Genomic DNA, 20,175 nt, shown 5'->3' on the forward strand with positions numbered 1-20,175 from the left:
TTATTTTTCTGTATATACACTGTAAATTGGATACCTCATAAATGACTTTTCTTTATGGTTGGTTTGGTCATAAATGAATTCTAACTGTTTGTATCCATTTTTTCTTAGAGAAGCATCTTTCTTCAAAGCTTCATCAAAAGCTTTTTTTAATTCAGGATCTTCGTCCAAATATTGCTTCGCTTTGTCTTCAAAAACATACGCCGAGAAATGTTCCTTCTGCTGTAAAATCGCATCAAAGAAGTTCCAAGCAAAATAAGAATCCTTTGCTGATGGCGTAAGTGTCTCTATTATAAAACGAACAAACGGCTGATTCGTTTTCACAATGTAATCTCCTTTACGTACCTTAACTTCTTCTTCCCTAGTAGAAGTCTTAATATTATAATGTAGATAATGGGATTCATATGGAGTTTTCACCGTTTCATATTCATCGATATAGGTCACCTTTACTTTTAATGCTTGATCTCTTTTGAATTGCTTTACTTTAATATTATTCTGTTTTAGATAATCAACAATTTTTGACCATCCCATAGGGATTACATAATAATTTGGGATTGTAGCAACCTCAGTAACTTTTAAAGCATTATAATAAGGAATAGCTTTCTCATATGGTTTTGTACGATCATAAAATAATCTTGAAAAACCACTCACCTCACTCTTTTTCATAACGCCCTCATAACCTTTAAATAATAAAGTATCTGCTTGTGTCATATCAGCTTCCCAATTGACAGGCAATGCTGTAGCCATACTATCTAAAGAAAATTGTTGTTTCTTCGCTAAATTTAAGGCTTCACCATTACTTTCAAGGAATTTCACCGCATGCTTTAAGAAACCATAAGTGGCTAGAGTTCGTTCTTTATACGGTTTGAGCATATGAGTTTCTACCACATAACTCGGTACATTAAACAAGGCTGCATATCCTGATGAATATCTTGGTGAATCAAAGAATTGAACATATCCTTTATCAGGCGTTGTTCCCCAAACATTTACATAAGGAACAATAGGATAACCGTCTTTATCCATCGCTTGTTCCATGTAGGGATTCATTTTATCTCTTACAAATTCTCCCACAACACCCAATTTATCTTCATGAGAAGCCAAATAGGTGAGTGTATACTGATAATCAGCTCCATTACTCACATGGGTATCAATAAATAAATCTGGTTTAGTAAGGCGGAAAATTTCTGCAAAGGCCCACATATTTTTTGAATCCATTTTTATAAAATCTCTATTGAGATCCAAATTTTGGGCATTGCCTCTAAAACCATATTCTTCTGGTCCATCTTGATTGGCCCTTGTACCTGTATTTCTATTTAATGCACCACCAATATTATAAAAAGGAATAATGGCTATGATGGTATTCTTCAACTCAAAATCTACTTTCTTCTCAAGAATGTCTCTAACTAACATCATAGAAGCTTCTACCCCATCAGGTTCTCCAGGATGAATGGCATTATTGATCAATAAAACATTTTTGGTTTTGAAATTAGAAGGTAAATAGGATCCTTCTGGTGACAAAACACCCAGATGAAGCGGTTTGCCTGCATCAGTAGTACCAAAATTCAACAAATGGAACTGATCAAAGTGCTTCGCTAATTTTTTATAATAGGCAATCCCTTCCTGATAGGTCACTGTCTTGGTGCCATCGGAAGTTTCAAATACCGTTTCCCAATTGAGATCCTTTTTAGGTAGTTGTTTTTGATCAATCTGTTCTTGTTGCACTTCCTCTTCTGAACAAGCAGTAAATACAAAAGCGACAAGAAGGATATAGATAAAAAAATGGTTTCTCACTATTCTAATTTCAATAAATAAATGTGTTTATCACTTATAAATATCTTATAAATAATCGGTTTCTTCAAAGATTCTTTAAATTGTATAACAACATTAAATTTATCATTCAAGAACATTCATAATGATCCCGTTATCCTCGAGAAATAAGAAAATTATTGGTGGTGTTTCACTCTCTATTATTTTAATCTACATCGTTGTATCATTTTTTTCTTACAATCAGTCTGTATTAATAAAAACTTACCAAGGTGAAAGTCATCTAGAAGAAGAAAAACAAAATGGGTCTTTTGATACCACATTATTAGCCGAAGTCAACAGAGAAGACTTTACCGTTGATTCTGACTATGGGTACCAATTAAAAGGTTCTTACTTAAAAGTATCCAACGAACAATTTCCTCTAACTGTGATTATGGTCCACGGCGTTACGCATGACCGTTGGAGAATGATGCGCTATGCTCAAATCTATTTAAAGAATGGTATTGATGTCGTTCTGTATGATCACAGAAAACATGGTCTATCTGGAGGAAATGAAGTCTCTTTCAGTTACTTTGAGAGTAGAGATCTAGAAAAAATTGTCCAATGGACGAAACAGAAAAAACCATCTGATATTATAGCAGCACATGGCGAATCTCTTGGAGCCGCAACTGTTTGTTCCCATTCTGGCATTAATGAAACCACCCATTCTGTCAATTTCTATATCTCCGACTGTGCATTTTCAGATACTAAAAATCTTTTAGTGTTGCGAGCAAAAGAAGATTTTGGAATGCCTAATATTGGATTTGTAGACACCACCAGCCTTTTGGCTAAAATAAGAGCAGGTTTTTACTTCGCTGATGCATCTCCAATAAAAGGAATTCGACAATCTAAAGTGCCTGTTCTATTCATCCATGGAAAAGCAGACACCTATATTCCCATGGAAATGTCTCAGGAATTATATGATGCAAAATCTCAAGGGGCTAAGTTCATATGGTTCGTCGATAAAGCCGAACATGCAAGGTCTATCACAACTGCTCCTGTAGAGTATGAAAAAAAAGTAATGAATTACATTCATACCATGATGACTCAGCTGTTAAGCAAACAAAATCTTCCTATTTAGGTTATTCATAAAATAATTGTATATTCATTCATTTAAAATGAAACGATTGATATACAAATCATTCAATGCTTAAACTTACAACTAATGGACTGCAGAGTTAGTACAAAAGAAATTAAAGTCAGAAACTATCACATTGATAGCTACCAACATGTAAATAATATGAGATATATGGAATTTCTTGAGGAAGCCAGATGGTCTCATTTTGAAAACAATGCTTCCTTAGAAGTAGCTTCTCAAGAAGAAACTGCCTTTGTGATTGCTAATTATAATATCAACTACCTCTACCCTGCCACTATGAATCAGGTATTGGAGATTAAGACTAGAGTTGCCAAAATTGGAACAAAAAGCTTAACCTTTGAACATGAAATTTTTATCAAAGGAACTGATAAAAAAGCATTAGCAGCTGAAGTCACTTTAGTTTCTTTTGATATTAAATCTCAAAGACCGAAAGAAATAAAAGACTCGATAAAAGTTGAGTTAGTAAAATAAATAAAAGATCGTAATGATCTCTTGAAGTATTAAAATGGGTATGCCACTCATTTTAATACTAACTATCTAATAATTATGGATAGCAGATAAATCATAAATAAATAGAATGACCTCTATACAACACAGATTACTTAAATTAACATTAAATCTTAGTGCAATAGCTTTTCCTAGTCAGAACATCAATCTTACAATGCTCAGGGAAACAACGGAATTTATTGCCATATTTTCACTATTACCTTGGGGAGTTAAAGCTAAAAAGTTTGAGTTAAATGGACTTTCTGCAGAAGTGATCGAACCAGTACGACCTACAAAAACCAAAAGAGCTTTACTATATCTACATGGCGGAGGGTATGCTATCGGTTCGTCTCAAACACATAGATCTTTAGTGGGTAAAATTGTTGATGAAACTAGAACCACTGCATTATTAGTCAACTATAGAAAAATACCAACTTACCCTTGTCCTGCGGCCATTGAAGATGCTTTTCAGGGGTATCAATATCTATTAGATAATGGTTTTGCTCCAAATGAGATTGCTATTGCTGGAGATTCTGCTGGTGGTGGCCTAGTGTGTTCACTCTTATTTTACTTGAAAGAGAAAAATGTACCTTTCCCAAAATGTGGTGTATGTCTATCTCCATGGACAGATTTGAAACATACGGGCAAATCTGCAGAAGAAAATAAGTTTTCTGACCCTTTCGTAAAAGTGAAAGAAATGCAACGATGGGCAGAGGTATATGCAGGATCGAAATCATTAGAAGACCCGATGGTATCCCCTTTGTATGGGGAGTTTGATGGCTTTCCTCCTATCTTAATACAAGCTTCTACCAATGAAGTATTGTACAGTGATAGTTTTAGGCTTCAAGAGAAAATGAAAGCCGCAGGAGTCGATGTTACTTTCCAAAAATGGGATGACCTTATGCATTGGTGGCAATTGTTTTGGAGATTTATTCCTGAATCTGAGGATGCTATAAATAAAGTATGTGAATATCTAAACAAACACTTAAAAGTTTCGTAAATTAAAATATCAAATAAATGTAATATCGGAACATAAAATGATTGTTCATTCATTTATTTTTAAGTATCTTTGTGCAAGCAGTTTACAAACTGTGTTGCAATTCGGACAAATCACATAATAACACAAAACAAGATGGAAGAATTACTAAAAAAAATCGTTTACACAGGTGTTGGTATTACAGCTTACACAATTGAAAAAGTTAACGAGGTAGTCGACAAACTTATTGCTGAAGAAAAAATTACTGAAGAAGAAGGTAAGAAGATTGTAGACGAATTAGTTGCCAACACAGAAGCTAAAAAAGACGAATTTGAGTCTCAAGTAAAAACACTTGTAGACAAATTTACTTCATCTGTGAATTTTGATTTGGATTCAATCAAATCAATGTTCAAGGGAGGTGATTCTGAAGAGGTAGAAATTTTGAAGGCTAGAATTGAAGCATTAGAAGCACAAGCTGCTAAAGCTCCTTCAAAAGAAGAAGAAAAACCTGCGTCTTCAGAAGCGTCAGAAGCTTAGTCTTTCTGGTACTTTTGTGATGTGTGTGGCCGACACTTCTGTACAATGTATGGTAGTGTCGGTCTTTTTTTGCCCTTTAGTACACAACCGATTGCAAATACTTGATAAAAATCATTATTTTTACAGAACCAATAAAACACACCTATTAAACACATATTAAATTATTCACCTTATGATGGATAAACTTACAGCATCTGTAGGTACTGCTTTAGACCGCTTTATTCAACAAAAGCAGGAGCAGTTCCCTTATGCAACCGGTGAGCTATCACAACTATTACGAGACATTGCCCTTGCTGCTAAAATTATTAACCGCGAAATCAATAGAGCCGGACTGGCCGGTATTGAAGGTGGTGTAGGAAGTGATAATGTCCAGGGAGAAGCCCAGCAAAAATTGGATATGATTGCTGACATCCGCTTTACAAGAGCACTTTCTAAAGGTGGAGAAACTTGTGGTATCATTTCAGAAGAAATAGATGGTATCATTGACACTGGCAATCACCATGCAAAATACGTTGTGGCAATAGACCCTCTTGATGGATCATCTAATATTGATGTTAATGTATTAGTAGGTACCATTTTTTCAATCTACAGAAGAAGGTCTCCTATTGGCCGCCCTCCTACCAAAGAAGATATGCTTCAACAAGGAACTGAGCAAATCGCAGCAGGCTATGTCCTGTATGGCTCTTCTACCATGTTAGTTTATTCTACTGGTTATGGGGTAAATGGTTTTACTTACGAACCATCTTTGGGTGAATACTTCTTATCACACCCAAATATGAAGTGTAAAGAGGATGGAAGTATCTACTCTATCAATGAAGGTGGGTATAATACTTTCCCTGAAGGATTGAAGTCTTATCTAAGTACTTGTAAAGAGAGAGAGTTTTCTGCTCGTTATATTGGATCATTAGTGGGTGATTTTCATAGAAATCTACTAAAAGGTGGTATCTATATCTACCCGTCTACTTCTAAATATAAAAAGGGCAAATTAAGGCTACTTTATGAATGCAACGCCTTAGCTTTCTTAGCTGAGCAATCTGGTGGTATGGCTACAGATGGTTACCAAAGAATTCTAGAGATAAAACCAGAACATTTCCATGAGAGAACACCGTTTTATGTCGGATCTCCAAAGATGGTAAAAGAGGCAATGGAACACCTTAATGAATATGAGGAAGAGGAAGTTGTTTCAGTGAAAACCATTAAGGTAAAAGCTTAAATACAGAGAAATATTGAAAATAAAAGCCTGTGATTATACCTAAATCACAGGCTTTTCTATGTTAATTACAGTTGTTTACTATCTAACATAATATTTTATCAAGAAAAATATTGTTATCAAATGTATCTTAAATTGGATATATGGCAAAAATCATCAAATTTTGTTTAAACACAAACTTTTAACACGATCATAATAAAATGTAAGCAACAAGTAGGATTGTTTAACTTACCACTACCTTTGTTTTAGATTTTCATTATCACTACAAAGAGCATTGGTAAGAAACTATCAATTTCTACTAACAATTAACCAAACTAAAATGATTTTAACTAAACATGAGAAACTGACACTATATCTCCTAGCAGCGGTAAGTTTTACTAATATTTTAGACTTCGTTGTATTAATGCCCCTAGGACATACATTGCAAGAAGTATTTGAAATGACTCCACTTGAATGGAGTGCGGTTGTTTCATCTTATACATTAGCTGCTGCTATTTCAGGTGTTGTATCGATTTTCATTATCGACAGGTTCGAAAGGAAAAAGATGTTTCTCACTATATATTTCTTCTTTACCATAGGAACTATTTTATGTGGGTTAGCCACCACCTATCAGTTTCTTTTATTAGCAAGAACATTTACAGGAGTATTTGGTGGATTAATTAACGCTGCCTTATTTACTATTGTAGGAGATATGTTACCTGAAGAAAAAAGAGGTTCAGGTATTGGGATTTTAATGACAGGCTTTGCTGTGTCATCAACTATTGGTGTCCCTATTGGGTTATATCTTGGAGTAAAGATAGACTGGCATGCACCGTTTATTATCATTGCTGTCATTGCTTCTGTACTTTGGGTATTATGTTATAAACAATTACCTAAAATAGATGCTCACTTAAGTAACGTAAAGAAACCTCGCTGTATTAAGGAATTTTTACACCCCTTACTTTCAGTATTATTCAACAAAAAGCAAGTACAGGGATTAACAGCTTTGAGTCTAGTATTCTTTGGACATTTTATTTTGATACCCTTCCTTTCTCCTTACTTAGTAAATAACATAGGGTTTGAGGACCAACAGTTAACTTGGATCTATTTTTCAGGTGGATTGGCGACTTTATATTTTTCTCCAAAGATTGGACAATGGTCTGATAAGTATGGTAAGTACTTGGTATTTGTGATCATCTCATTTATCACATTAATCCCAGCCTTAGTATTAACACATGCAGAAGGAATGAGTATCCCTGCCATTTTAGTATTTTCAACTTTAATGTTTATCTGTGGAGCGCGATCAATTCCTGCTAATGCATTATTAATAAATACAACTGACCCTGCAAAAAGAGGTAGTTTTATGAGTATCAGATCCTCTGTTCAGAATCTTTCACAAGGTTTAGCATCTTTTGCAGCAGGATTAATTATCACCACAAATCCTATCGATTCATCTTTAGAACATTACAATTATTTGGGATACATCAGTGTTATAGCAACAATGTTTGGGGTAACGTTATTTAGTAAAATAAGTGACTACAAATCTCGTAAGGCAAAACGAGCTACAGTAATCTCATAATCAGTAAATTTGTGTATACAACATGATCAATCAAAAATGAATTTAAGTAGCAGAAGGTATTTCCCCTATTCCGATTATTTGAAACAACAATACGGTGGTAGAATCCAAAAAGTTTCTATTCATGCAGACTTTACATGTCCCAATAGAGATGGCTCTTTAGGATTCGGCGGATGTACATTTTGCAACAATGATAGTTTTGTGCCCAACTATCTTCATGATGGTATGAAAACTATAACTGAACAGATTGATCATGGAATGGAATTCCTACCAGGAAGATACCATAGTGCCAAGGCTTTTGTTGGCTATTTCCAAGCCTACTCCAATACCTATGGTACAGTGGAAAAACTAAAGGAAATTTATTCTGAAGCACTCAAACATGATAAAATCGATGGACTTGTAATTGGTACACGCCCCGATTGTTTATCTGATGAACAATTAGATTATTTAAGCGAACTTGCCGAAAAGTATCTAATTTTTATTGAGTTTGGTATTGAATCTTGTTACAACAAGACTCTAGATAAAGTCAACAGAGGTCATTCCTTTGAAGATTCTGTAGAGGCTATTCAAAAAGTGGTTGATCGAGGTTTACCTGTGGCAGGGCATATGTTATTTGGTTTACCTGGAGAATCTAGAGAAGAAACATTAGCTCAAGCTAAGATCATTTCTGATTTACCTTTAGGTTCTGTAAAATTCCATCAGCTACAGATTGTAAAAGGAACAATTATGGCCAAACAGTATAAAGAAAACCCTGATCAGTTCCCTTTATTTCAACCCGATGAATATGTAGACTTTATGGTTGATTTTCTTGAGCAATTAAGACCTGATATGGCTATACAGAGATTCAGTAGTGATACCCCTCAAAATTTACGAATAGCACCAAATTGGGGAATACGTCCTAACCAAATTCAACTCATGATCGAAAAGAGATTAAAGGAAAGAGACACCTATCAAGGAAGATTATATAAATAGAAAATACATATTTTCATGAAAAATAGCTGATACATTTATTGATGATGTATCAGCTATTTTTATATAAAAAACTAACTAAATTATAATAAAAACTATCTATTTTCCTATTTCCGGTCTTACTGTGCGAACATTCTGCACACTTAGACGTATAAATAAGAGTGGTAATGTTTTTAATTAGACAAAAACGTTATTTTTGTACTTACAACGATAAATTTGAATAAAATAAAATGGCATATATAGATTATTATAAAGTTTTGGGTGTAGATAAAAGTGCAGACCAAAGCGAAATAAAAAAGGCATATAGAAAATTAGCAAGACAATACCATCCAGATAAAAACCCTGATGATGAAGTCGCACATAAAAAGTTTCAGGAAATAAATGAAGCTAATGAGGTGTTAAGCGATCCAGATAAACGAAAGAAATACGATAAATACGGTAAAGACTGGGAACATGCTGATCAATTCGAGTCACAAGGATTCGGTGGTGGTGGCTTTGGCGGAGGATTTGGCCAGGGTACCGGCGGTGGATTCGGTGGTTTTGGACAAGGCAGCGGTGGCTTTGGTGGTTTTGAAGGGGGTGGAGACTTTTCTGACTTCTTTAACTCTATGTTTGGCGGTGGTGGCCGTCGTCAGCCAAGACCTAAAAAAGGTGGAGACTTCAAGGTAAATATCAACTTAGAACTAAGAGATGTTTACGAGACACAGAAGAAAACTTATAAAATTAATGGTAAAAACATCAGAGTAACTGTACCTGCAGGGCTTGAGGATGGACAAACTATTAAGATTAAGGGACATGGCAAAGATGGTATTAATGGCGGAGAGAAAGGAGATCTTCTAATGACTTTCCACATTACAAATAATACCGGATTTGAGAGAAAAGGAAATGATCTTTACAAAACAGTAGATGTTGATCTTTACAGTGCAGTTTTAGGTGGTGAATTGATGGTTGATACTTTCGATGGAAAGGTAAAACTGAACTTGAAACCTGAAACTCAAAACGGAACAAAAGTAAAACTTAGAGGTAAAGGTTTTCCTATCTACAAAAAGGATGGATCGTTTGGTGATTTGTATATCACTTATAATGTGAAAGTTCCAACAGGGCTTACTGATGAGCAAAAAGAACTGTTCCAACAGTTAAAAGATCTTTCCTAAAATTGGGTGATTAAAATCAGCTTTCTGGTTGGATTACGGTTAACAATTCATTATTATTGTGCCGAAAAATATTGAAATTACTTAACCTCCAACTACGATGGAAGCAATTACATATTTAGAAATCGCTGCAATGGGCTTTATGGTTCCACCACTAATCGGTGCTATTGCTTACGCGTTAATCACTATGGGTAAAGACAAAGTCTAAACCAAAAAAGAACGATATCAAATCAATTGATATCGTTCTTTTTTTATAGAAGGACATTATCTTTTGGCTTCAATTTCTCAGGGATTTTTGGATCATCAATCATCTCCTTCATATCGATCTCAATCGTATTACATAAACTCGTCATTGGAGTATCAAATGCTAATCCTTCGAAAGGGTTTTCAGCAAAATCTCCTACAAGTTCCATTAGGATATAGATAGAACCAATTAAAGCTGTAAAAGGAACTGTCATCCAAACTGCACCATTTCCTAAAGCCGAGAACTGAGCTACCATTCCAAAAGGAAGTAAAGTCACAAATAATACAGTTAGTACCATTGACGTGTTTGCATATTGCCTTGGTAAAGGGAAGTTCTTAATACGCTCACATTTTCCTTGCTGAACATAGAAATCTTGTAATAGCTTCTGAAATTCAACATGTCTAAAGTCATCTACTAACCCTAACTCTCTAAGTTTTAAAATATCTTTTGACTGATTACTTATTATTTGAGTACAGATGTTTTTCTTTTTAAGTAAGGCATCAACCTCATGGTCTGGTAAGAATTTTCTTAGCTCTTCTTCCTCACTTAAGCTTGCGAAATTATCACCTAATTTTTTTCTGATATCTGTAGTCATTGGATGATTATGCTCCCAAGGTTGAGATTTCCATAATTGCCTTCTCAGGCGGTACACCCATGCAATATGTCGATAGATTAATCTTTTATGAATGGCTTGTAATTCCTCTTTGGACAATGGGTTCTGATCACTTACAAAAATATTTGTGGTGTAGTCTCTGGCCATTATACCCCAAGTACGACTACTGTTTACAATAGCACCCCAAATTTTACGGGCTTCCCATGTTCTAGCATAAGCAGAGTTGTTTTTGAAACCAACATAAAATGCTACCGCAGTACCTACAACAGATAGAATTGACCATGGTAACTTAAAGTAGATAAACCCAATATATTCATAAAGAACGACTACCACTAAGGCATACCCTGCCAATGCTAATATGGGTGTTAATGATCTACCTAAGAAAAGTTTGTAGTTAATATTCCGATTAGTATACATATTTCAGATAAACAGATTGAAAAATTCTTATTGAAACTACGAAGTTTTGACATAAAAAAATAGTACTCCCAATAATTAATTGAGAGTACTATCACTTATTCTTCTAATCAATATTACTTATTAATAATGACAGGTATTGTACCGTAATCCAAATCTTTAGTATATACATTCACAAAATATTGCCCATTTTGTAAACGTCTAAACTTCATTTCTTTTGGTATTCCTGTATAGCTTTCAACTACTTGTCCACTCGTATTTCTAATAACGATACTAATTTCATTTGCATCTAAACCTTGTAGTGAGAAGGTGCCATTAGAAGGGTTAGGATAAGCTAAAACATTAGAAGACAACTCATTTTCCAAAGAGTTTACAGAAGTAAGTCTAATAGTTGCCGTTTCTTGATTAGAAGCACCACAATCATTCGATGCCTGTACTGACACCGTATGGTCTCCTACATTAGCTTCCCTAACTGTAAACATTATGGTCTGTTCATTATCATTACCAATAACATCACATCCTTCTGGTATATTCCAATTGTAATTTCCGCCCCCGGTAACATTTGAGGCTGTAAGCTGAACGGTATCTGCTACGGAATATTCTGTTGAAGAAACCGTAATACCTCCTATACTTGGTGAGGCTGGAATCGCAATTTTCAATGAATTACTGGAGTTAGTTCCAGCACATGCATTTGTTGCTGTAACAGAGATATTGATAGAATCAGAGTCTACATTTTCTACATTTAAGGTTAGAATATCAGTAGTTTCATCTCCGACCACAACTGCTCCATCTGGAATGGTCCAACTAAATCCATTGGCAAATAAATGTCTTGCAACAATCGTTACTTCTGCATCTCCACAAGACAATGTCTTATTGGCAATTAATTCAGAGATTAAAGGTGCTTTAGATACATGAACATAGGCGGTATCTGCTGTACCTAATCCACAAGTACTTTTTGCACTAACTAATACTGGATAAGTACCTTCTTGTACCCCAGTGAAATCTACTTCAACGGTAGCCGCATTTGCTTGAGCTCCGCTGGCAAGAACTGCCCCTGTTGGTAATGTCCAATTGAATTCATGGGATGGGTTACTAGCTGTGGCTGTGAAATTAATCGTTCCTCCAATACATACATTTAAATCAGTATTTGTGATAGTCGGTACTGCATTAGGATCGTAAACATCAAAAGTTAATGTATCAGAAACTTGTTGCCCACAACCATTAAATGCATGACAAACAATTCTGTGTGTACCAAAACCTTCTCTACTCAAATCAACCTGAAGTTCATCACCATGGAGACTTGTCAATGCTATGATATCCGTTGGTAATTCCCAATAGAAAGAGTCTACATGAGCATAACTAGATAAAGTAAGTCTAGCATGTTGTGTAGGACAATGTAAATCTACCGATGGCTGTATATCTCCAATTGAAGGCTGAACAAATTGATGAACATCCCATGAAGCAGTATCTCCATATTGATATCCACTTGCTGCATTGGCATTATAAGCTGAAACACTAATTGTAGTGGTTTGCTCTAAGTTGGAAGTTAATGCACTAAAATCGAAAGTGGCACTATCTCCATTGGTCTGTCCCGCTACTAAAGTTACATTTGGATTAGAAGACCACCATTGCAGGTCACCTCTATCATGTCCATATACCTTAAATGTTCTTGTAGAAATATCACAGCCTAAGGTATCTGCATTGAGCCTTTGTCCAGTGATAGGTGATAACTGAACAATATTTACACTAGTCTGTAAAGGATTTGTTCCCGTTGCTTGATCCAAAGTATATAACAATTCAAATGCATCACTATTTCCTCTATCTATACTCCAGAATGTTCCTTGGAATGCAGGAGTTCCTCTTTCAGTACCTCGATGGTCGGACCCTACATAATTTCCTGTTTCGCCCCCTTTAGTAAAACCATATATTTTGTTATCATGATAAGCCAAGTCTGACATTGGGAACCAACCATGTGTACTATCATTGGCTACTGAATTTAACTCCGTATCAAAGCCTGTCTCAGGAAATTGTTTAATGATATGTGATGCACCTATTCGATTTCCATTCTCACCCATTGGATAAGCAAGAATACAACCCATGGTAGTTGGACTATTGTATTCAGATGCTGCAACTAATGTATCTGGATCACCTCCTGACCCTGGTAAAATCAACATTTTACCTTTTATGCCTGGCTCTCCTTTTCCTGATGCTCTTAACTCAATTTTTGTTCGTTCTCTTGAATCACTAACAAATACATCAATTGTATATTCATGTGTGATCACCCATGGTGAACTTGACACATCCAACTTCAGTATGGTTCCTCCGTGTGTTGCTATTACATTCTCTCCAGAACCTTGTGTAGAGTAATAATACGTATCGTCGTCTTTTTTAGTAACTGAAGAAGAAAATAAGAAACCCCAATCCCATGCTGCATCATTGTTATCTACATTTCTCTTACTTCTAAGATCTATTAACTCTGTAAACTGACCTGTAGATAAATCATAAGTATAAAGGAAATTGGTATATGTAAACACTAATTTGCCTTGTATCTCAATTATTTCACCAATGATATTGTATGGTGCTTTTTCTGTCGCTTCGAAAAGTCTGTTTTTAAACCTTCCGGACAATATTATCACAGAATCCAACTCATCATTAAACTCAACCAAGCGGTCTCTATAGAATAAGGAGTCTTTATAAACATCATATGCTGTTGCTCCTGTTCTTTCAATTGCGTAATATTTTCCGTTGGATGCTAAAAAAGCTCCATTGGAATATCCTTGCTTGGCCAACGAATTATTTCCTGTTGAATATAGATGACCAATATTGCCTGAAGAAGGATCAAAAGAAGCTAATGTACCATAATTATTAATACCTCCATCTCGATTTGAAAAAGTAAATTTTCCGTCTTTATACGGAGTTAACCTTGTCTCAGGAATAAAACCGGTATCTGACCCAAAACTGGCAATTACTTCCATTTTATTGGTTGCTAATTGATATTTAAAAATTGCTCCTTGGTTACTTTTTCCACCGAATTCTGTGATGCCCCACATCGTTCCTCCATCATCATCTGTGATAATAAAAAATTCTGTCGGGTATGATGAATCCTTGAAGTGATAAAGTTCTTTGTAATTACCGTGACGGTCATATTGGTAAATAACTCCCCTATCTGGTCCTGAAAAAGTGATTGTTGCAGGTTGTGTCATACCAATAAGGTTATGACCATGTGGTACTAATCCTGATATAGCTGTACCGTTTGCATTACCAAATGTAAATTCTTTGGTAACAGATTTATCATCCGGATCTATACTTACTAAAGTACCTACTCCAGCTGAACCTCCTGCAAAAGATCTAGAGTACAAAGTACCCGATGAGTTTCTGAATACTCCTGAAAATTTATCTCCCAAGAATTGTCGATCTCTTACTACTTTTATCTCGTGAATAAATCCACTTTCGGCGTCGACTTCATAAAAGCCTCCACCTCCAAAAGGTGATGCAGAGTTCGCTACAACTAATCTATCTCTTCCTTGCACATTTCGATGAGCAAGTGCACCAGATGCTAATGAGTAGCCATAAGGATTACTACATAATATTCTATCATTACCTGTCGCTAAATCGTATTCATAAACACCACCGCCAACAACACTTGATCCATCCAGTCCATCAAAAATGGTGGCATATAATTTATTATTAAGCTTATAAAAGCCTCCCCCCATTCTTTTAATCTTAAAAATACTTGTAAGGTTAGTAAGTGGAATCAAGTGGGTTGGATCACTAAGTTTAATAGCAAATACTACATCTTCACTACTACGGCGTCTCATAATACCATAAAGAATCTGGTTATGTTCCACCATATTATATATAGGATAATGTTCATTGTAATCAAATGAAAACAGTTGAGTTACAGTATTAGTTGATGGATCTATTCTGAAGAAAGTACCGCTGTAATGCTCTCCGCCTCCTTCTGTGTGACCATAAATATATCCATCAGAAGCTAATACTAACGAACTAAAGTCTCCGGGTTGTCCTGTAAAGGATTCTCCATGATCATAAAACTCTGGTGCTGTACCCGCTGGTGCACTTAGATTATAAACAGAAATACCTCCAGAATTTTGTATACCTCCAGAAGAATTGGTATTGATAACATATGGCTGAGCTAGTGTGAATCGAAAAGCCATAGACAGTAGGAGCATAAGGAATATTTTTAATGCTCTACTATCCCATTGGTAATAGTAAATAGAAAACATCATTAATAGTTTGGGTTAAATAATACTATGAAAATAACCACCTTCAGCATAGAAAAAAAGTGATTATATGAAAATCACTAGCATTCCTCTAAATATCACAAAATGAATAAAATACTCATTGACAACTACTTCCAAAAGCATCATCAATCTCTATTCTCTGTTTACTTGAAACTAATTATAATAAATTCAATGATAGCTAACGAAATTATTTAAACACATCACGCTTAATATGTTATTTTATTTTTTATCAAAAACACTACATACTTAATATTTCCACTTTTGCATCATTAAAACAGCTTAGTATTCTGAAATAGTTTTATTAGAATAGTACAATTTTTAATAATGTATTTTCCTGTAAAATTGAGTCAAAAAATAGATTTTTATTCACAAAACATTGATTATCATACATATGTACACAAAAACCGTTATTACAACAAAAATCACATAAAACACTAATATTCAGACTTTTATTCTTAAAATATTTCAAATTTAGCATGTAAGAAAATTTAACAACGTCATTTTACCCCCTGAAACTAATAGTCTGAGTACATACATTACTCATGACATTTCCATCCTTTTGAGATAAGTTACCGTAAATAAATGCAAACCTAATTACTATTTAACTCGCTCGAAAGATGAAAAAGATTTTATTCCTGTTATTCCTAATTTTTATTACAAAATTAACTATTAGTGCTCAAACTTACTCAGTATCAAGTTCTGCATCTGGCTTTATATATATAGGTACAAGAGGTAGCTTATCAGATTTTGTTGATGAAGATGGAAATAGCTTACCTTCTTGGACAGGTGGATATAACGTTAGAATACAAAGTGGAAAAAACGTATATATTGGAAATAATTCTTTTGATCCTGACGTAGTGATCGATACGTTATTCGTAGATGGGACATTAAATAATACAGCTTATAGAACTACATGTCATTTTGGTACAGTAATCGTTTCAGGTTCTGGTAACTTTAATGCTGACAACCATTCGGGTGGTCGTTTATATGTAAATGTTCAAGATATTGTTTTAGAAGAAGGTGCTGAGTTTGCTGTACCAAGTGTTGGTTCTAATGGATATAGTGGATTAAACTGGTCTGGAGCAATTACAGTAGAAGATAACGTTACACTTTCTACAGGTGGTGCTTCTAATAACCTTATTACATTAGCACAGATTAATGCTTTACCAGGTAACAACCCAAAAACAGTTGCTCAAGGTACTGTAGATGCTATCCCTAATAATATTAATTCAATTGTTTTAAATGGTAACACAGCTTTAACTGCAAACCTTGCCAATACTGGCGTTAGTATCTACACACAAGGTAATGACTTAATTATTGCAGATTCAATTACTACTGATGTAAAAATATATGCTGATTTAGCTTCGGAAACTTCTCCTACTGTAGATTTAGCATTTGCAGGTAATGCAGCAGGTACATTCAGTTTACAAGCATCAAATAATGTTGTAAGATCTTTGACAATGAATACGACTGGAGGTTCAGTTACTTTAGGTGAGCCTATCAACATTGTGAATAGTACTTATAACTCTAGTGCATTGATCTTAACAAATGGAATTTTAAATACAACGACTACTAATATTTTAAATCTGAATGAATTCTCTTTTGTAAACAATGCAGTATATACTTGGACAGGTCATGCTTCAGGTGGTTCAGATGCTTCACATATTAATGGTCCTATTCAAAAAACGATCAACTTTACATCTGCTTTAAAATCACATTTCAGTATTGTAGGTTCTAATTTCTTCTTAATGATGCCAGTTGGTAAAGGCGGTACGTTAAGAGAGGCAGGTGTAGGTCAACCGACAGCAAGTTCAAGTACAGTTTTTAGAGTAGAGTACCACAATAACCCACATACTTTCTATAGAACAGTAGATCCTATGGCAGGTGTAGACGCAGTAAGTTCAACTGAATATTGGGATGTAGACAGAATTAGTGGTTCAGCTTCAGCAGCAGTTACTTTATCTTATGATGCAAATAGTGGTATCCAAAATACACATATCTCTGATGTAAAAGTAATGCACTACGACGGTTCGCATTGGGAATCACAAGGTGCTCAAGTGTATAACACTGTAGGTTCAAATGTTGGTGTTTTAGCATCAAGTCCAGCTTCAAGTTTTTCTCCTTTTACATTGGGAGGTTCAAACAACCACGATTTGCCTGTTGAGTTAACTTATTTTGAAGGTGAGCGAAACGAGGATGGTTCAGTAAGTCTGTATTGGGAAACTGCAACAGAAATCAATAATAGTCACTTCGAAATTGAAGCTTCATCAAATGGTAGAGATTACCAAGTTATTGGAACTGTTGAAGGTAACGGTAATTCTAATGTTAGTATTGAATATGATTTTGAAGTAGTAGCACAAGAAGCCGCTCAATATAACATCTTTAGATTAAGACAAATTGATTTCGACGGTGCTTTTGAATATTCAGATGTTGTTGTTATCGAAAATACTGCACAGAGCTTTGATTTAGATATTAATGTATTTCCAGTACCAGCACATGGTCATATTACTGCCAGAATTAATCATGAAGAAGTGTTAGAAAATAGTGTAGCTGTAATCTATAATGTAAATGGTTTTACATCTATGTTACTAGAAGCTGATCATTTAGATAATATTGATATCTCGTCATTAACAGATGGTATCTACTTCTTAAGTATCACAACAGCTAATGGTTTGAAAAAAGTAGAAAGATTTATTGTTAGAAATTAAGATTAAAATTCATAAGCGAGTACTAGTAAAAGGTCGTTTTACTATTGCGGCCTTTTCTTCTTCACTATTAAATTTAAAAACATGAAAAAGTTATTGATTCTATTTGTTATCCTTTTTGCAATGAAATTAGCCTCTGATATCAACCCATTTACCAACCATGTGAAAGAAAAGAAAATCTCTTATGTAGCCCATAAAAAATAAAAAAATTCTTCGAGCGACAATTGTCTTCATTTAAGTTTAAGGTCTTAGATGAAGACTTTTTTGTATAAAAACTAACTAAATTATCACACATCAATCAATAATAAAAAATTGACAAAAGACAATAAAAATCGTTTCATATCTTAAAATATACAAAATAACATATCAATTTACTTTTGTTTGACTTAAAACAGTTAAACAATATAACTTGTTTGATATTAAACTACGTATTTCGAAATGTGATTAGTAAAAATACAGTTTACAAAAGAATTACTGACACACTGACCAACATTTATAAATTGATATGAAAAAGATTTTACTTACAGTTGCAGCCCTTGTGATGGGCTTTGCTAGTACGCAAGCTTTTGCGAAAAAAGATCCTAAAAAACCAAACTTCCTAATCCTTTGGGGGGATGATATCGGAATGTATAATTTATCATTCTGGAACCGAGGAATGATGGGTTACAAAACGCCTAACATCGATAGAATTGCCGAAGAGGGGATCGCATTTACCGACTACATGGCAGAACAGTCTTGTACTGCGGGTCGATCATCATTTATTACTGGACAATCGGGTATCCGTACAGGTATGACCAAAGTAGGTCTTCCAGGTGCTGAAAAGGGTTTAACTGATGACACTCCTACCCTAGCTGAATTAATGAAAGCAGAAGGGTATGCTACAGGTCAATTTGGTAAAAACCATTTTGGAGACCGAGATGTTGACCTTCCTACAAACCATGGTTTTGATGAGTTCTTCGGTAATCTGTACCATTTAAATGCAGAAGAAGAGCCAGAATTACCAGACTACCCTAAAGACCCTGAATTCAAAAAGAAATTCGGTCCAAGAGGTGTGATCCATTCTTATGCAGATGGTAGAGTTTCTGATACGGGTCCTTTAACTAAGAAACGTATGGAGACAATCGACAATGAAGTAATGGGTGTAGCTCAAGAATTTATCAAGAAGCAAGTCGATTCAGATACTCCTTTCTTTGTGTGGTTCAATACTACTCGTATGCACTTTAGAACACATATTTCGGAAGAAGAACAAGGGTTATCTAAAGGACAAGGTATCTATGCAGACGCTATGGTTTCTCATGACCAAGTAATCGGTCAGATGTTAGATTTCATTGAGAAGTTAGGAGTAGAAGAAAATACTTTTGTGATGTATTCTACAGATAACGGTCCGCACTACAACTCTTGGCCTGATGCTGCGGTAACTCCATTCCGTGGTGAGAAAAACACAAACTGGGAAGGTGCATACAGAGTTCCTTGTATGGTAAAATACCCTGGTCACATTCCAGCAGGACAAGTATCTAATGGTATGGTTTCTCACTTAGACTGGGTACCTACAATTCTTCACTATGCAGGTAACGATCACATCAAAGAAGACCTATTAAAAGGTGGTGTGAAAGCAAACGGTAAAGAATTTAAAGCACACTTAGACGGTTATGATTTAGTTGCTCACTTAGAAAGTGAAGGTAAAGTTGAGTCACCTCGTCATGAATTCTTATACTTCAATGACGATGCACAGCTAACGGCTATCCGTATGGACGATTGGAAAGTAGTATTTATGGAGCAAAGAGCACATCAAATGGCCGTATGGTCTGAACCATTTGTACCATTAAGATTACCAAAAATCTTCAACTTACGTCGCGATCCTTATGAGAGAGCGGATATTGATTCAAACGCATATTGGGATTGGTACTTCGACCATGTTCCTTACTTATATATGGCACAAGATAAAGTTGGTCAGTTTATGTCTTCGTTAATGGAGTATCCTCCAAAACAGAAAGCGGCTTCTTTCTCAGTAGATCAAATCATTGAAATGATCATGAAACAAACAGAAGCAATGAAGTCAGAACAAAACTAGGTTTTGATTATCGGATATAAATAATACACCCCTCTATTAGATAAATTATCTTTTAGAGGGGCTTTTATTTCTAATCAATTGCC

13 protein-coding genes are annotated in these 20,175 nt (G+C 35.0%); 10 read left to right on the plus strand and 3 right to left on the minus strand.

All coding sequences use genetic code 11. From position 1 onward, the window contains the following. Positions 1-1,788 carry a M14 family metallopeptidase gene (locus tag HGP29_RS06395; RefSeq protein ID WP_317169938.1) on the minus strand — a complete coding sequence of 596 codons (1,788 nt, stop codon included), beginning with the start codon at positions 1,786-1,788 and terminating at the stop codon, positions 1-3. A gap of 121 nt (positions 1,789-1,909) precedes the next feature. Between HGP29_RS06395 and HGP29_RS06400 the strand changes: the two genes are divergently transcribed. The 8 genes from HGP29_RS06400 to HGP29_RS06435 all read left to right on the plus strand — a co-directional run bounded on the left by HGP29_RS06400 (position 1,910) and on the right by HGP29_RS06435 (position 9,786). Beyond that, the gene (locus HGP29_RS06400; protein WP_168881540.1) at positions 1,910-2,881 is read left to right on the plus strand and encodes an alpha/beta hydrolase; all 972 of its coding nucleotides are present in this window, start codon (positions 1,910-1,912) and stop codon (positions 2,879-2,881) included. Between the two features lie 84 nt (positions 2,882-2,965). Further along, positions 2,966-3,370, plus strand: a complete 405-nt coding sequence (locus tag HGP29_RS06405) for an acyl-CoA thioesterase (RefSeq protein ID WP_168881541.1) — start codon at positions 2,966-2,968, stop codon at positions 3,368-3,370. Between the two features lie 190 nt (positions 3,371-3,560). Next, on the plus strand, positions 3,561-4,385 hold the full coding sequence (locus HGP29_RS06410) for an alpha/beta hydrolase (protein WP_168881542.1): 825 nt from the start codon (positions 3,561-3,563) through the stop codon (positions 4,383-4,385). Positions 4,386-4,517: 132 nt separating this feature from the next. Next, on the plus strand, positions 4,518-4,898 hold the full coding sequence (locus HGP29_RS06415) for a phasin family protein (protein WP_168881543.1): 381 nt from the start codon (positions 4,518-4,520) through the stop codon (positions 4,896-4,898). A gap of 172 nt (positions 4,899-5,070) precedes the next feature. After that, positions 5,071-6,111, plus strand: a complete 1,041-nt coding sequence (fbp, locus tag HGP29_RS06420) for a class 1 fructose-bisphosphatase (protein WP_168881544.1) — start codon at positions 5,071-5,073, stop codon at positions 6,109-6,111. A 316-nt stretch (positions 6,112-6,427) separates the two neighbouring features. Next, positions 6,428-7,666 (plus strand): MFS transporter, encoded by a 1,239-nt coding sequence (locus HGP29_RS06425; RefSeq protein ID WP_168881545.1) that lies wholly within the window; start codon positions 6,428-6,430, stop codon positions 7,664-7,666. A 36-nt stretch (positions 7,667-7,702) separates the two neighbouring features. After that, positions 7,703-8,635, plus strand: a complete 933-nt coding sequence (locus HGP29_RS06430) for a TIGR01212 family radical SAM protein (RefSeq protein WP_168881546.1) — start codon at positions 7,703-7,705, stop codon at positions 8,633-8,635. Positions 8,636-8,862: 227 nt separating this feature from the next. Beyond that, positions 8,863-9,786, plus strand: a complete 924-nt coding sequence (locus tag HGP29_RS06435; RefSeq protein WP_168881547.1) for a DnaJ C-terminal domain-containing protein — start codon at positions 8,863-8,865, stop codon at positions 9,784-9,786. Between the two features lie 248 nt (positions 9,787-10,034). On the opposite strand, the gene HGP29_RS06440 is transcribed toward HGP29_RS06435, so the two are convergent. Both HGP29_RS06440 and HGP29_RS06445 read right to left on the minus strand, forming a co-directional pair. Then, on the minus strand, positions 10,035-11,057 hold the full coding sequence (locus tag HGP29_RS06440; RefSeq protein WP_168881548.1) for a bestrophin family protein: 1,023 nt from the start codon (positions 11,055-11,057) through the stop codon (positions 10,035-10,037). Positions 11,058-11,170: 113 nt separating this feature from the next. Beyond that, complete coding sequence (locus tag HGP29_RS06445; protein ID WP_168881549.1) at positions 11,171-15,301, minus strand: choice-of-anchor tandem repeat GloVer-containing protein; 4,131 nt, start codon at positions 15,299-15,301, stop codon at positions 11,171-11,173. A 632-nt stretch (positions 15,302-15,933) separates the two neighbouring features. Between HGP29_RS06445 and HGP29_RS06450 the strand changes: the two genes are divergently transcribed. Continuing rightward, positions 15,934-18,024, plus strand: coding sequence for a T9SS type A sorting domain-containing protein (locus tag HGP29_RS06450; RefSeq protein WP_168881550.1), 2,091 nt, complete (start codon positions 15,934-15,936; stop codon positions 18,022-18,024). 502 nt (positions 18,025-18,526) lie between these two features. Beyond that, on the plus strand, positions 18,527-20,092 hold the full coding sequence (locus tag HGP29_RS06455; protein ID WP_168881551.1) for an arylsulfatase: 1,566 nt from the start codon (positions 18,527-18,529) through the stop codon (positions 20,090-20,092). Positions 20,093-20,175 lie beyond the last annotated feature (83 nt).

This window comes from Flammeovirga agarivorans (assembly GCF_012641475.1).
Lineage (GTDB): Bacteria > Bacteroidota > Bacteroidia > Cytophagales > Flammeovirgaceae > Flammeovirga > Flammeovirga agarivorans.

Excerpts from the sequence above, each read along its gene's own strand:
- HGP29_RS06400 (WP_168881540.1), top strand. The coding sequence starts at position 1,910 with ATGATCCCGTTATCCTCGAGAAATAAGAAAATTATTGGTGGTGTTTCA.
- HGP29_RS06405 (WP_168881541.1), top strand. The coding sequence starts at position 2,966 with ATGGACTGCAGAGTTAGTACAAAAGAAATTAAAGTCAGAAACTATCAC.
- HGP29_RS06410 (WP_168881542.1), top strand. The coding sequence starts at position 3,561 with ATGCTCAGGGAAACAACGGAATTTATTGCCATATTTTCACTATTACCT.
- HGP29_RS06415 (WP_168881543.1), top strand. The coding sequence starts at position 4,518 with ATGGAAGAATTACTAAAAAAAATCGTTTACACAGGTGTTGGTATTACA.
- fbp (WP_168881544.1), top strand. The coding sequence starts at position 5,071 with ATGATGGATAAACTTACAGCATCTGTAGGTACTGCTTTAGACCGCTTT.
- HGP29_RS06425 (WP_168881545.1), top strand. The coding sequence starts at position 6,428 with ATGATTTTAACTAAACATGAGAAACTGACACTATATCTCCTAGCAGCG.
- HGP29_RS06430 (WP_168881546.1), top strand. The coding sequence starts at position 7,703 with ATGAATTTAAGTAGCAGAAGGTATTTCCCCTATTCCGATTATTTGAAA.
- HGP29_RS06435 (WP_168881547.1), top strand. The coding sequence starts at position 8,863 with ATGGCATATATAGATTATTATAAAGTTTTGGGTGTAGATAAAAGTGCA.
- HGP29_RS06440 (WP_168881548.1), bottom strand. The coding sequence starts at position 11,057 with ATGTATACTAATCGGAATATTAACTACAAACTTTTCTTAGGTAGATCA.
- HGP29_RS06445 (WP_168881549.1), bottom strand. The coding sequence starts at position 15,301 with ATGATGTTTTCTATTTACTATTACCAATGGGATAGTAGAGCATTAAAA.
- HGP29_RS06450 (WP_168881550.1), top strand. The coding sequence starts at position 15,934 with ATGAAAAAGATTTTATTCCTGTTATTCCTAATTTTTATTACAAAATTA.
- HGP29_RS06455 (WP_168881551.1), top strand. The coding sequence starts at position 18,527 with ATGAAAAAGATTTTACTTACAGTTGCAGCCCTTGTGATGGGCTTTGCT.